Origin of the sequence: Xylanimonas protaetiae (assembly GCF_004135385.1) — a bacterium.
Lineage (GTDB): Bacteria > Actinomycetota > Actinomycetes > Actinomycetales > Cellulomonadaceae > Xylanimonas > Xylanimonas protaetiae.
This window is the reverse complement of the sequence record NZ_CP035493.1, coordinates 2,083,585-2,098,136: the sequence shown is the minus strand read 5'-3', so window position 1 is coordinate 2,098,136 and position 14,552 is coordinate 2,083,585. Positions and strand designations below refer to the sequence as shown.

At 73.6% G+C, this 14,552-nt stretch carries 9 protein-coding genes and 1 pseudogene; 6 read left to right on the top strand and 4 right to left on the bottom strand.

Features of this window, described 5'->3' with window-relative positions:
- Positions 1-42: 42 nt before the first annotated feature.
- Positions 43-1,971: a DUF2264 domain-containing protein gene (locus ET471_RS09655; protein ID WP_129187855.1), complete on the bottom strand. Its 1,929-nt coding sequence runs from the start codon at positions 1,969-1,971 to the stop codon at positions 43-45.
- Between the two features lie 156 nt (positions 1,972-2,127).
- Between ET471_RS09655 and ET471_RS09650 the strand changes: the two genes are divergently transcribed.
- Both ET471_RS09650 and ET471_RS09645 read left to right on the top strand, forming a co-directional pair.
- Positions 2,128-4,272, top strand: coding sequence for a heparinase II/III domain-containing protein (locus ET471_RS09650; protein WP_165350465.1), 2,145 nt, complete (start codon positions 2,128-2,130; stop codon positions 4,270-4,272).
- Entirely contained in the window at positions 4,269-5,360 is a 1,092-nt protein-coding gene (locus ET471_RS09645) for a substrate-binding domain-containing protein (protein ID WP_129187853.1), read from the top strand. The genes ET471_RS09650 and ET471_RS09645 overlap by 4 nt, the downstream gene beginning before the upstream one ends.
- Positions 5,361-5,369: 9 nt before the next feature.
- Here ET471_RS09645 and ET471_RS09640 read toward each other — a convergent pair whose 3' ends face one another.
- Complete coding sequence (locus ET471_RS09640; RefSeq protein ID WP_129187851.1) at positions 5,370-6,350, bottom strand: bile acid:sodium symporter family protein; 981 nt, start codon at positions 6,348-6,350, stop codon at positions 5,370-5,372.
- A 138-nt stretch (positions 6,351-6,488) separates the two neighbouring features.
- Positions 6,489-8,563: pseudogene (locus ET471_RS09635) on the bottom strand (beta-galactosidase).
- Between the two features lie 256 nt (positions 8,564-8,819).
- Here ET471_RS09635 and ET471_RS09630 point away from each other — a divergent pair.
- The 4 genes from ET471_RS09630 to ET471_RS09615 all read left to right on the top strand — a co-directional run bounded on the left by ET471_RS09630 (position 8,820) and on the right by ET471_RS09615 (position 13,395).
- Positions 8,820-10,061 carry a sugar ABC transporter substrate-binding protein gene (locus ET471_RS09630; RefSeq protein WP_129187849.1) on the top strand — a complete coding sequence of 414 codons (1,242 nt, stop codon included), beginning with the start codon at positions 8,820-8,822 and terminating at the stop codon, positions 10,059-10,061.
- 99 nt (positions 10,062-10,160) lie between these two features.
- Positions 10,161-11,525: a carbohydrate ABC transporter permease gene (locus tag ET471_RS09625; protein WP_242496227.1), complete on the top strand. Its 1,365-nt coding sequence runs from the start codon at positions 10,161-10,163 to the stop codon at positions 11,523-11,525.
- Positions 11,525-12,382, top strand: a complete 858-nt coding sequence (locus tag ET471_RS09620; protein ID WP_129187847.1) for a sugar ABC transporter permease — start codon at positions 11,525-11,527, stop codon at positions 12,380-12,382. Before ET471_RS09625 ends, ET471_RS09620 begins: the two co-directional genes overlap by 1 nt.
- 41 nt (positions 12,383-12,423) lie before the next feature.
- A complete protein-coding gene (locus ET471_RS09615) occupies positions 12,424-13,395 on the top strand; it encodes a LacI family DNA-binding transcriptional regulator (protein ID WP_342586029.1) in 972 nt (323 codons plus the stop codon).
- Positions 13,396-13,448: 53 nt separating this feature from the next.
- On the opposite strand, the gene ET471_RS09610 is transcribed toward ET471_RS09615, so the two are convergent.
- A complete protein-coding gene (locus ET471_RS09610; RefSeq protein ID WP_129187834.1) occupies positions 13,449-14,552 on the bottom strand; it encodes a sugar kinase in 1,104 nt (367 codons plus the stop codon).

The following is a 14,552-nucleotide window of genomic DNA, read 5'->3' as shown; positions in this document are numbered from 1 at the left end:
CGAGTCAGGGCTCGCCATCGGGCCCTTCGGGGGTGGCGCCGGTCAGGCCGGCAGTGCGGAGCGGGTCGTGGTGCCGTCGGGCCAGGTCACGACGGCGGCGTCGCCGTCGAGCACGAGGACGGGGCGGGCGGGAAGGTCGCGGCCCAGCCCCACGGCGGCCGCGAACCAGGTTCCGGGCAGCACGTCGGTCTCGGCCCAGGGGGCCCGGGAGACGGAGCCGGGGGTGCCGAGCGGGACGGCGTCGACGCGCTCGTCCGTGCCGGTCTTGGTGCCGTCGGCCGCGGTGAGCGGCTCGACGCGCGAGTCGAGCCGGTCGCCGTCGCCCTCGGGCCCGTCGCCGTCGACGACGGGCCAGCCGCTGACGCGCAGCCGGACGTCGGTGGGTGCGACGCCGTCGGCGAGCGCGTCGACGCGGGCGAGCCGCACCTCCCAGGCGCCCCGCACGAGCGAGACGACCGTGAGCGTGCCGGCGTCGGTGGCGACGCCGTGGCGGCCCGAGCCGTGGTGCACCTGGGCCGCGTCGGGCACGAGCCAGTGCGCGACGGCCCGCGACGCGGCGACGCCGACGCCGTCGACGACCTCCGCCCCGAGCAGCGTCATGCCGGTGCGGTGCGTCGGCTCGCCGTCGTGCTCCCCGCGCGTCCCGACGAGCGTGACCGACCCGTCGGCGGGGGCGGTCCAGCTCGCGGCGTCGAGCCAGGGGCTCGTGGCGGTCGAGTAGCCGAGCCGCGCGTAGAGCGGCGAGTCGCCCGTGCGGTCGCCGACGCGGGCGTGGTCGGTGCCGTGGTTGACGACGCGCACGACGCCGTCGGACCGCGTGCCGGACACGACCCACCCCGGGGCGGCGACGGCACGCAGCACGTCGCCCGCCTGCACGGGCAGGGGCTCGGCAGGAGCGGTCCACACGGGGTGGTCGGCCGGCAGCGCGAGACCGAGCAGCCCCTTGCTGGCCCAGTACGGCGAGCCGGTGCCCGAGTACAACTGCGCGAGCGGGCGCCACACGCCGTGCCAGCCCGTGGTGAGCAGGCCGTCGTCACCGGGCACGCCGCGCGCGGTGAAGTGCTCGACGACGGACGCGCCGGCCGTGCGCAGCAGGCCCGGGGACAGCGACGGCACCTCGTCGAGCGCGCCCACCCAGAACGGGGCGGCCGCCGCGAAGCGGTAGACGAGGCTGCGGCCCTGGAGCAGGGGCGAGCCGTCGGCGCCCACCAGGGTGACCGCGTCCTGGAGGAACCGGTCGAGACGCTCGTGGTCCTTCTGGCGACGAGGGGCGGCGAGGTCGGCCGCGCCCTGCATGCGCGCCCAGAGCGCGGGGTACAGGTGCATCGCCCAGCCGACGTAGTGGTCGAAGGCGCGCTCGTCGCCGTCGGCATACCAGCCGTCGGCGTGGAACCAGGCGTCGTGGGAGGCGAGGTCGTCCGCGACGTCGTCGGCCGACCACGGGCCGCCGACGGACCGCAGGAAGGTCTGCACGACGATGCGGAACCACACCCAGTTGTTGCGCGGGTAGGTGGTGTCGCCGACGCACTCGGCGAGGTACTCGACGAGGCGCTCTTGCGTGAGGGCGTCGAGGCGGTCCCAGATCCAGGGGCGCGTCATGTCGAGCACGAGCGCGAGCGAGGCCGCCTCGACCTTCGCCTGGCCGTGCTCGCTCATGCGGACCCAGCGATCGGGGGCCGCGCCGTCGACGCCGGTGGCGAGGCCGCGCGCGTAGAACTCGGCGAGGTGGGCGGGGTCGGCGCCCCGCTCGCCCGCCAGGCGGAACCCGGCGAGCAGGAAGGTGCGGACGAAGCCCTCGAGACCGTCGACGGCCCGGCCGTAGCCGCCCTCCGGGCCGGGGAGCGTGATGCGTCCGTGGCCGGGCGAGGCGTAGGGACGGACAGCGGCGAGCATGCGGTCGGCGAGCGCCGCGAGGCGGGCACGGGTCGCAGCGCCGTCGCTGTCGGTGAGGGCTGAGGCCTCGGAGGTCATCGTCTTCCTTCGTCGTCGAAGTGAACGAGAAGGAAGGTATTCACCCCCGATTCCGTTCGGCAACCATCGTTACCTATCCGTAATGTTCATTTCTGATCGTTCTCGTCTAGTCTGTGGCTGGCCTCGACGACGAGGCCCACGCCCCCGGGAGCTTCAGTGCCGCCTTCGCCGTTCCGTGGTCCCCTCGCCGCGGCGTTCGCGCCCGCCCTGGACGCCGCGCCGCTGGCCCGGCTGCTGCGCGCGCCCGACGACGCGCTGCCGGTCGCGCCCGCCACCGACCGCGCGGTCTGGGGCCCCGCCGGCACCGCCGACCGCGTCACCGTCGGCGGCACCGCCGACCGCGTCACCGTCGATGACGTCGCGGCCCGCGCCCGCGCCGAGCGCGGCACCCCCTGGCCCCTCCCCCGCGCCGCGACGGCCGTACGGCGCTGGCGCGACGGCGACCGCAGCGAGCACGAGGCCCTCGTCTTCGCGCGGACGCGCCGCGTGTCCCGCGCCGTCGTCGCGGCCGCCGCGACCGCCGGGACGCCCGACGCCGACGCCGCGCTCGACGAGGCCGTGGACGGCCTGTGGCAGCTGTGCGAGCAGTCCTCCTGGTGCTGGCCCGCGCACGACGACACGTTCGAGCGCCACGGCGCCGTGGTGCCGACCGTCACCGACCCGTTCCTCGACCTGGGCGCCGGCGAGGTCGCCGCGCAGCTCGCGTGGGCCGACCAGCTGCTCGGCCCGCTGCTGGACGACCGGTGGCCGGGCGTGCGCGCACGGCTGCGGCACGAGACGCGCGTGCGCGTGGTCGACCCGTTCGTCACCCGCCGGGACTGGCACTGGATCGGGCTGGACGGCGACCCGCACAACTGGAACCCGTGGATCCACGGCAACGTGCTCGCCGCCGCGCTGCGGCTGCTCGACGGCCCCGGCGAGGAGGCCCTGCGCGCGCACGTCGTCGCCCTGGTGGTCGAGGGCCTGGACCGCTACGTGGCCGGCCTGCCCGCCGACGGCGCCGTCGACGAGGGCTTCCACTACTGGTGGAACGGCGCCGGGCGCACCCTGGAGGCGCTCGAGCTGCTCGCGCACGCCACCGCCGGCCGGCTCGACGCCGCCACCACGGTGCCCGCGCTGCGCGAGACCGTCGCGTTCCCCCACCGCGTCCACCTGGGCGGGCCGTGGCACCTCAACGTGGCCGACGGGCCCGCGCGCGGGTCGGCGGACACGGCGTGGGCCGCGCTGCACCGCGCGGCGCGCCACGTCGGCGACCGGGACGCGGAGGCGCACGCCGCCGCGCACCGGGTGCCCGGCGCGCCCGTGGCGAGCGAGGCCGAGGGCCTCGGCCGCCTGCTGCGCACCCTGACCGACGCGGCGTGGGCGGCCGCTCGCCCGGGCGCCTCCCCGCTGCCGCGCGACGTGTGGCTCCCGTCCGTCCAGGTGCGCGTCGCCCGCGAGCGCACCGGGGCCGGCGACGGGCTCACGCTCACGGTCAAGGGCGGGCACAACGGCGAGCACCACAACCACCTGGACGTCGGCTCGTTCGTCGTGGCGTCCGACGGCGTGCCCGTGCTGGTCGACGCGGGCCGCCCGACGTACACGGCAGCGACGTTCGGGCCCGACCGGTACACGCTGTGGCCCCTGCAGAGCGCGTGGCACAACGTCCCGCTCGTGGCGGGCGCGACGCAGGGCGTCGGCCGCGGCTTCCGCGCGACGGCGGTGGAGCCCTTGCTCGACGGCGCCGCCGGAGGCCTCGCGCTCGACCTCGCCACCGCCTACCCGAGCCCCGGCCTGCGAGCCTGGCGCCGCGCGGCCGTCCTGACACGCGGGCCCCGTCCGCGCGTCGAGGTGCGCGACGCGTGGGAGCTCGGCGCGGACGACGTCGGCGCTGGTGGCGCCGACCCCGGAGCCTGGCCCGGCACCGGCCCTGGCTCCGGCTCCGGCTCCGGCACCGGCACCGGCTCAGGCCCGCGCACCGCCGTGCACCTGCTCGCGGCGGGCGAGGTCACGCTCCACGACGGGGGCGCCGTCGTCGTCCCCCTCGACGGCGCGACACCCGTGCGCCTCGCCTGGCCGGCCGACGTCCCGGCGTCGACGACCGTGCGCGAGCTCGACGACCCCCTGCTCTCCGCCGTCTGGGGCGGGCACCTGACCCGCATCGAGCTCGACGTGACCGGCCGGCGCGACGTCGTCGTCACCGTCGTCGCCGTCCCCGCAGACGTCTCCGCCGACGTCTCTACCGACGTCCCCGCCGGCGTCGACGGAGACGTCCGTCGCGTCGGGCAGGACGCGCCCGCCATCGCCGAGGAGTCGCGTTGACCGAGCCCACGTCCCGTCCCCCGCTCGCCGCCGAGCGCCGCACCTACCTGCTGGGCGTGCTCGCGCGCGACGGCGCGGTGCGGGTCGCCGACCTGGTCGAGCAGCTCGCCGTCACGCCCGTGACGGTGCGGCGGGACATCGCCCAGCTCGAGGCCGAGGGCCTGCTCGACCGCGTCCACGGCGGCGCCGTCGCCCGCACGGACGGCGGCCGCGGCGCCGAGCCCGCGACGCGGGAGTCCGCCATCGGCGTGCTCGTCCCGTCGCTCGACTACTACTGGCCGGGCGTCGTGCGCGGCGTCGAGGCCGAGGCCGCCAAGCACGGGCTGCGCACGCAGCTGCGCGGCTCGTCCTACCAGGCCGTGGACGAGGTGCCCGCTGTGCGCCGCCTCGTCGAGCGCGACGGCGTGCGCGGGCTCGTGCTCGCGCCCAACTCGGACAGCCCGCGGTCGCAGGACCTGCTCCAGTGGCTCGCCGAGGCCGACGTGCCGAGCGTGCTCGTCGAGCGCGACGGGCGCCTCGAGCCGCACCACGAGGCCGTCGAGTCGGTCCGCACCGACCACGCGCTCGGCGCGCTCATGGCCGTGCGGCACCTCGCCGACCTCGGCCACCGCCACCTGGGGCTCGTCGTCAACGGCCCGTCGCCGACGTCGCGCAAGATCGCCGCGGGCTGGCGGCGTGCCGTCGCGGAGCTCGAGCTCGACGCGACCGCGCACTTCGAGCGGACGATCCCCGACCGGCGCGACCCGGGCTTCGACAGGCAGGTCGAGGCGATCCTCGAGACGACGCTGACGACGGGCACGACGGCCCTGCTCGTGCACTCCGACCCCGACGCGATGGCGTTCGTGCAGCACGCGCAGGACCGCGGCCTGTCGGTGCCGCACGACCTGTCGGTCGTCGCGTACGACGACGAGGTGGCCCGCCTCTACAGCCCCGCGCTGACGGCGGTGAGCCCGCCGCGCACGTCCGTGGGCCGGGCGGCCGTCGACCTGCTCGTCAAGCGCCTCGCCGACCCGGGCCGGCCCGTGCACCGCGTGGTGCTGAGCCCGCACCTGGAGGTCCGGGAGTCGACGGCGCCGGCGCCGCGCTGAGGGCCCCGCTCAGCTCCGCAGCGCCTGCCGCTTCGCCAGCACCGTGCACACCATGAGCTCGAGCTGGTGGAACGCCACGACCGGCGCCACGACCGCGCCCAGCAGGGCCGCCGGGAGCAGCACGCCCGCCATGGGCAGGCCCGTGGCCAGCGACTTCGTGGAGCCGCAGTGCAGCAGGGCGATGCGGTCGGCGCGGCTGAGCCCCGCCGCCTGCCCGCCCCACCACGTCACCGCCAGCACGACGGCCAGCACCACGCCGCACACCGCCACGAGGGCGACAACCGTCCACACCGACAGGCCCGCCCACGTGCCGGCCGCCGTCGCGCTCGCCACCGCGCCGAGCACGACGAGCAGGATCGTCCCGCGGTCGACGGCGAGCGTCAGCGGCCGGTGCGCCCGCACCCAGCCGCCCACCCAGCGCTGCGCCAGCTGTCCGACGACGAACGGCAGCAGCAGCGTGAGCAGCACGTCGCCGAACCGCCCGAACCCGATCGAGGCGGCCCCCGCCGAGCCGACGACGACGTCGTGCAGGAGCCAGAGCACCAGGACCGGCGTCACCAGCATGCCCAGCAGGTTGGACACGGTGGCACCGCAGATCGCGCCGGCGACGTTGCCGCGGGCCATGGACACCATGGCCACCGACGACTGGACGGTCGAGGGCAGCAGGCAGACGTAGAGCAGGCCGAGCGCGAGCCCCTCGCCGAGCCACGGCTCGGCGACCCGCCGGGCCACGAGGCCGAGCACGGGAAACAGCACGAAGGTCGCGGCGAGGATCGCCGACTGGAGCCGCCAGTGCCGCAGCCCGGCGACCACGTCGCGCACGGGCAGGCGCGCCCCGTACAGGAGGAACAGCAGCACGACGGCGGCGTCCGCCGCGACGCCGAGCGCGTGCAGCACGCCCGGCCCGAAGGGCACCACGAGCCCGAGCAGGAGCACGCCGAGCAACGTGACGATGAAGGGGTCCACCCAGGTCCTCACGATGCGCCGCACCCGGGAACCCTACCGACCGGGCCGAACCCCCCTCCCTTTCAACGTCGTACTTCGTTGCGTTCTGGCGATCAGAACGCAACGAAGTACGACGTTGAAAGGAGGGGGCGGCCGGCTGGTGGGCGGGGCCGCCGGCCGGGCTCAGCCGTCGCGCGCCACGGATCGCAGGACGCGCACCGCGTTGGCCGGCACCACGACCGACGGCGTTGCCGCGTTGCCGGCCGCGTCGTCCGTCGCGTCGGGGTCCAGCAGGTCCACCGTGCCGGCCGGCACGGGGACGCGCACGGGCGTGTCGCCGTGGTTGATGGCGACCGTGTACTCCGTCCCGCCCGCCACGCGCCGCAGCACCTCGACGTCCTCCGGGAGGCCCGAGGGCGCGATGCCGGCGTCGGCGTACACCCGTCCCAGGAGCGGGGCGAGCGCCTCGACGTCGAGCTGCGTGCTCAGGTACCAGCCGGTGCCCGCCCCCGGCGGTGGCGGGTCACGGCGGGGCCGCCGGCCGCGGGGCCGGTGGCGTACGTCGCGACGACGTCGGCGCCGTCGAGCACGAGGGCGTCGGACCACACGGTGCCGGCGGTGGGCGCACCGTCGCCGCGCAGGCCCGTGACCTCGAGGCTCTCGCCCTCCCGCAGCGGCAGGAACTCCTCGACCCACACGCCGAGCGCGCCGCGCAGCGGCGCCATGAACCCGCCCTCGTGCACGCGGTCGTGCTCGTCCACGATCCCGGAGAAGTACGAGACCAGGAGCGTGCCGCCGCCCTCCACGTAGCGCGTGAGGTTTGCGGCGGAGTCCGCGGTGAGCAGGTACGACGCCGGGGCGACCACGAGCGGGTACCCGCTGAGGTCCTGGCCCGGGTGCGCCAGGTCGACCGTCAGGCCGTCGCGCCACAGGCGGTCGTGGAAGGTCCGGACGCGCTCGGCGGGGTCGGCGTCGACGCTCGGGCGCCACTCCAGGTTCTGCGCCCAGAACGACTCCTGGTCCCACAGGATCGCGGCGTCGGCCCGCGTGCGCGACCCGCGCAGCTCGCCGAGCCTGCCCAGCGTCGCGCCGAGGTCGACGACCTCGCGCCAGACGCGGCTGCCCGTCCCGGCGTGCGGGAGCATCGCCGAGTGGAACTTCTCCGCGCCGGACCGCGAGGCCCGCCACTGGAAGAACATGATCGCGTCGGCGCCGCGCCCCAGGTGCGAGGCGGCGTTGCGCAGCTCCTCCCCTGGGCGCTTGGCCACGTTGCGGGGCTGCCAGTTGACGGCCGACGTCGAGTGCTCCAGCAGCATCCACGGCTTGCCGCCCGCCACCGAGCGGGTCAGGTCGGCCGCGAGGGCGAGCTCCACATGGTTCCGCGGGTCGGCCGCGGTGAGGTAGTGGTCGTTCGAGACGACGTCGACCTCGCGGGCCCACGCGAACAGGTCGGTGCCGGGGCACGCGACGGCCATGAAGTTGGTGGTGACGGGCACGGTGGAGTGCGCCCGGATGGCGTCGCGCTCGGCCGTGAAGCACTCGCGCAGCATCGCGTCGCTGAACCGCGCGAAGTCGAGCTTCTGGGCCGGGTTGACCACGGACGGCGTCGCGGCCGGCACGCCCACGTGCTCCCACGCGCCGTACACCTGGCCCCAGAACCGGGTGCCCCAGGCGGCGTTGAGCGCGTCGAGGCTGCCGTAGCGGTCCGTCAGCCACGCGCGGAACGCACGCTGCGCGTGCTCCGAGAAGTCCCAGTTGACGGGGGCGCCGTACTCGTTGTGCACGTGCCACAGCGCGAGCGCCGGGTGGTCGCCGTAGCGCCGGGCCAGCTCGCCGGCGATCCGCACGGCGGCGCTGCGGTACTGCGGGGACGACGGCGCCGCCATGCCGCGCGACCCGAAGCCCAGCACGGTGCCCTCGGCGGTGACGACGCGGGCGTCCGGGTAGGCGTGGAAGAACCATGCGGGCGGCGAGGCGGTGGGGGTGCCGAGCGAGACGCGGATGCCGTGCGCGTGCAGCAGGTCGAAGAGCCGGTCGAGCCAGGCGAGGTCGAGCTCGCCCTCGCGCGGCTCGAGCAGCGCCCACGAGAAGATGCCGATGCTCACCAGGTTGACGCCCGCCTCGCGCATGAGCGCGACGTCCTCGTGCCAGACCTCCTCGGGCCACTGCTCGGGGTTGTAGTCGCCGCCGTAGCAGATCGACTCGACGCCGGGAAGCCATCCCTCGAAGCGGGGGCCGGGGGTGAACGCGGTGCTCATGGGTCTCCTCGTCGTTGATGAGCGGCACGAACTGTGCACGGTCACAGCCTGCTTCGCCCACGACGACGGCGGGGGATCGTGCACGGAAAGTGGCGCACATCCGTCCCTTACCTGCCGCCGAACGACGCCCCGGACGGGGTGCGACAGGCGGTCGTGCGACCCGCGCCACCAGCAGCGACGCTTCGATACCGTGACCGGACACAGGCTGTCCCACACCCCCGGGACCTCCTGTCTCCAGATCCCGAGAGGAACAGCAATGAAGCTTCGGAAGATCCTCGTCGCCGGCGCGGCCGCCACCCTCGGCCTGTCGCTGACCGCGTGCGGCAGCGGCAACGGCTCAGGAGGCGCGGGCTCCCCTGCGCCCGGTGACGACCTCGACACGAGCTCGCCCGTCACCCTGACCGTGTGGGAGTCGCTCCAGGGCCCGGACGAGTTCATCCGTCAGGCAGGGGCCGCGTTCACCGAGCGCTACCCCAACATCACGGTCGAGTTCGTCAACGTCGAGCTCGGCGACGCCGCCACCCAGCTCGCGCTCGACGGCCCGGCCGGCGTCGGCCCGGACGTCTTCGCCGCGCCGCACGACACGCTCGGCAGCCTCCAGCAGCAGGGCCTCATCCTCGCGGTCCCGGACGCCGACGCCGTCGCCGACAACGTCCTCGACTTCTCCGTCGCGGCCCTGACGCTCGACGGCACCTTGTACGGCTACCCCGTCGCCGCCGAGACCTACGCGATGTTCTACAACCGCGACCTCGTCGACACCCCGCCGTCCACGTTCGACGAGCTGATCACGTTCGCGCGTGACTTCAACGCCGCGAACCCGGGCAAGCACGGCTTCGTCATGGACGTCGGCAACTTCTACTACACGTTCCCGTTCATGACCATGGACGGCAACCGCCTCTTCGGCGAGAACGGCACCAACGCCGACGAGCCCGAGGTCAACACCGCCGCCTCGGTCCAGGGCTTCACGGCGTTCCAGCAGCTGCGCGAGATCCTGCCGATCGCCGCCGGCGACCTCACGACGGACGCCGTCGACGGCCTGTTCTCCGCCGGCAACGCCGCGATCCACATCACGGGCCCGTGGAACGTGGAGCCGTTCACCCAGCAGGGCGTCGACTTCGGCGTCGTGCCGATGTTCTCGCTGCCCGGCCAGGACACCCCCGCGATCTCCTTCTCGGGCGTGCGCACGATGTTCGTCTCGGCGTTCTCCGACAACCCGGACGAGGCCGCGGCCTTCGCCGAGTTCCTCACCACGCCCGAGATGCAGCAGCTGCGTGTCGACATCACCGGCGCCATGAGCGTCTCGACCGGTGACATCAGCTACGACAACGAGGCCATCGACGGCTTCGCCGCCCAGCTCGAGCACTCGTTCGCCATGCCGTCGATCCCCCGCATGGCCGCGGTGTGGGACGCCCTGAACTCGGCGTCGGCGAACATCTGGAACGGCGCCACCCCGCAGAGCGAGCTCGACGCCGCCACCGCGGTGATCCTCGCCGACTAGCGGTCCGCCGCTCTCGACCCGCCCGGCGCACCGGCTCGCCGCCCGTGCGCCGGGCACCCCCACCCCCAGCAACATGCAGTACTCGGCAAGGAGGCCGGTGTGTCAACCCTGGTAGCAGCGCGGCTCGGCGGGAGCGCGGTGAGCCCACCCCCCGCCCGGGAACAGCTCGTGGACCCGAGGCGGGTCCGGACGTTGTCCCTGCTCTTCATGGGCCTGGCGCACGTCACCGTGCTCCGGGAGCGCGTCAAGGGCATCGCCTTCATGCTCGTCGAGCTGGTGTTCCTCGTGACGCTGCCGACGACGGTCCGCCTGATCGGCGGCCTCGTCACGCTCGGCGAGGCCCAGCCCCACCTTCCCATCCGGGAGCGCCCCAACTCGCTGTTCATGATGATCGACGGCGTCATGGTGCTCACGGTGGTCGCCATCTTCGCGGCGGCCTACGCCATCTCGGTGAAGTCCGCGTCGAAGGCGGCCCGCGAGATCAACACGCGCGGCTTCCCGTCCGAGAAGCACAAGCGGTTCAGCGCCGTCGCCGACCGCGCCTTCCCCATCATCGGGCTCACCCCGACGTTCATCCTCATCGCGTTCTTCGTCGTCGTGCCCCTGGTGTTCTCCGCGCTCGTCGCGTTCACCAACTACGCGGCCCCGGCGAACATCCCGCCGGCGAACACGGTCGACTGGGTGGGCTTCGACAACTTCGTCCGCCTGTTCGGCGGGGACAACCTGTGGGGCGGCGCCGTCGCCCGCGTGTTCGTCTGGACGCTCGTGTGGGCCTTCCTGGCGACGGCGACGACGTACGTCGGCGGCATGCTCATGGCCGTCGTGCTGAAGAACTCGAAGCTGCGCATCACGCCGCTGTTCCGCGCGATCTTCATCCTGCCGTACGCCATCCCCGGCGTCGTCTCGCTGCTGGTGTGGCGGAACATGCTCAACGGCGCGTTCGGCACGTTCAACCGCACGCTGGCCGCGCTCGGGATCACCGACGCCGCGATCCCGTGGCTCACCGACCCGAACCTCGCCCGGTTCACGATGGTGATGATCAACCTCTGGGTCGGTTTCCCCTACTTCATGCTGCTCGTCACGGGCACCATGACGTCCATCCCGGCCGAGACCATCGAGGCCGCGAAGGTGGACGGGGCAAGCGACTGGCAGGTGTTCCGCCGCATCCAGCTGCCGCAGATCGTCTTCCAGACGATGCCGCTCGTGATCATGAGCTTCGCGCACAACATCAACAACTTCGGCGCGGTGTTCTTCCTGACAGGCGGCGGCCCGAACCTCCCGGACACGACGACGACGTCCGCGGGCGCCACCGACCTCATGGTGAGCTGGATCTTCAACCTCACCGTGAACCTGCAGCAGTACCACAACGCGTCGGTGCTCGCGATCATGATCTTCCTGGTCATCGCTCCCTTCGCGATCTACAACTTCCGACGCACGAAGTCCTTCAAGGAGGGTGAGCTCTGATGGCCGGCATCGACGTCGCGAAGTCGAGACGCAACCAGCGGATCAACACGGCGGTCATCGTCGTGATCCTCTGCTCGGTGTCGATCGCGGTCCTGTGGCCCATCGTCCACGTGATCGCGGCCGCGTTCACGCCCGGGCGGTCGATCGCGTCCATGCCGGTGGTGCCGTTCAGCCAGGGCTTCACCCTGGACCACTTCCACCACCTGTTCACGAGCACGAACTACCTGGTGTGGTTCCGCAACACGTTCGTCATCGCCACGGCGACGACCGCCGGGACGCTCGTGCTCGCCTCGCTGGGCGCCTACGTGTTCAGCCGGTTCACGTTCACGTTCAAGAAGTCGTTCATGATGAGCATGCTCGTCCTCAACGTCTTCCCGTCGTTCGTGGGCATGGTGGCGATCTTCGTGATCCTGCTGCGCATCGGCGGCCTGGACACGCTGTGGGGCCTGGTGCTCGTGTACCTCGCGGGGAACCTGCCGTTCACCACGTGGATGGTGAAGTCCTACATGGACAACGTGCCGCGCGAGCTCGACGAGGCCGCCCGGATCGACGGGGCCACCAGCTTCCGCATCTGGGCGCGGATCGTGGTGCCCGTGTGCAAGCCGATCCTCGTGTTCCTCGGCGTGACGAGCTTCGTGATGCCGTGGATGGACTTCATCTTCCCGCGCATGGTGCTGCGGTCCCCGCAGAACCAGACGATCGCGCTGGGGCTGTTCTCGTTCGTCACCGACCGGAACAACTTCTTCACCTACTTCGCCGCGGGCTCGATTCTCGTGGCGATCCCGTTCATCATGTTCTTCGTGCTCACTCAGAAGATGCTGGTGTCGTCGCTGGCCGGGGCGGCGGTCAAGGGATGACGTCTCCGGCAGGCGGCGGCAGGCGCCCGACCATCCGGGACGTGGCCGCCGCCTCCGGAGTCTCCCGCGGGACCGTGTCCCGCTACATCAACGGCGGGCACTGGGTGTCCGCCGAGTCGCGCACCGCCATCGAGGCGGCCATCCGCGCGACGGGGTTCCAGGCGAACCCCCACGCCCGCGCCCTGGCCACGGGCCGCTCGGGCGCCGTCGGGTTCCTCATCACGGAGCCCCAGCACCTGCTGTTCGACGACCCGGTCTTCGCGCTCATGCTGCGCGGGGCCACGGCGGCGACGGCGGCCCGGGACCTCCAGCTGGTCCTTCTCATGGCCAGCGACGAGGCCGACCGCCGGCGCGTGGTCGACTACGTCACGGCACGCCACATCGACGGCGTCATGCTGGCGAGCACCCACCGTTCCGACCCGATGCTGGGCACGCTGCTGCGGCACGAGGTGCCCACGGTGACCCTCGGCGTCGCGCTGGGGCACGAGGGACGGGTGTCGTCGGTGACGGCCGACGACCGGCTCGGCGGGCGCGAGGCCACCCGGTACCTGCTCTCGCGCGGCCGGCGGCGCGTCGCGACGATCACCGGGCCGGAGGGCACGCCCGGCGGCGTGCTGCGGCACGAGGGCTACCACGAGGCGCTCGGCGAGTCCTACGACGAGCGGCTGGTGGTGCACGGTGACTACGCGCGTGCCTCGGGGCGCGCGGGCATGGCCGAGCTGCTGGACCGCGACCCCGGCGTCGACGCCGTGTTCGCGCACAACGACATCATGGCGCTGGGCGCGATCGAGGAGCTCCACGACCGCGGCCTCACGGTGCCGGGCGACGTGGCCGTCGTGGGGTTCGACGACTCGGGCCCGGGCGAGCGCAGCCGGCCCGCCCTGACGACGATGCGGCAGCCCTACGAGCGCCTGGCGTTCGAGATGGTGCGCCTGCTGGTGGCCGCCATCGAGGGCGAGCCGCCGTCGGGCGTCGTGATGCCCGCGACGCTGGTCGCGCGCGAGAGCGCCTGAGACGCCCCCGGCCCGGCGCCGCCCTGCGGCGGGGCGCCGGGCCGGGATCCTGCTCAGCGCTGGACGCGGGCGCTGCCGCCGCCGGCCAGCTTCGCCACCTCGGCCAGGGTGGCCGTGGTGGTGTCGCCCGGCGTCGTCATCGCGATGGCCGCGTGCGCGGCGCCGTACTCGACGGCCTGCTGGAGCGTGTCGAGCTCCATGAGGCCGTAGGCCAGGCCGGAGGCGAAGGAGTCGCCGCCGCCGACGCGGTCGTAGATCTCCATGTCGGGGCGGTGCGTCGCCTCGGCGAAGCCCTCGGCGCGCGACCAGGCGATGGCGCCCCAGTCGTTGACCGTGGCGGTCTTGACGCCGCGCAGCGTGGTGCCGATGGCCTGGAAGTTCGGGTACGTCGCCGACGCCTCGGCGATCATCGCGCGGAAGGCGCCCGTGTCGAGGTCGGTGAGGTTCTCGTCGACGCCCTCGATCTCGAAGCCGAGCGAGGCGGAGAAGTCCTCCTCGTTGCCGATCATGACGTCGACGAACGACGCGAGGCGCTTGTTGACCTCCTGCGCGCGGGCCTCGCCGCCGATGCCCTTCCACAGCGAGGGGCGGAAGTTGAGGTCGTAGGAGATGACGGTGCCGTGCTTGCGCGCGGCCGTCATGGCCTCCTCGGCGACGTCGGCCGTCGACTCCGACAGCGCGGCGAAGATGCCGCCGGTGTGGAACCAGCGCACGCCCTGGGCGAACAGGCCGTCCCAGTCGAACTCGCCCGGCTTCATCTGCGAGACGGCGGTGTTGCCGCGGTCCGAGAGGCCGACGGCGCCGCGCACGCCGAAGCCGCGCTCGGTGAAGTTCAGGCCGTTGCGCGTGGTGCGCCCGATGCCGTCGTACGCCTTCCACTGGATGTGCTGCGTGTCGACGCCGCCCTGGAGGATGAAGTCCTCCACCAGGCGGCCGACCTCGTTGTCCGCGAGCGCGGTGACGACGGCGGCGCGCTGCCCGAAGGCGCGGCGCAGGCCGCGGGCCACGTTGTACTCGCCGCCGCCCTCCCACACGTCGAACGTGCGGGTGGTGCGGATGCGGCGGTCGCCCGGGTCGAGGCGCAGCATGACCTCGCCGAGGGAGACGATGTCGTAGCGGCACTCGGCCGCGGGGCGGGTCTGGATGGACCGGCTCAT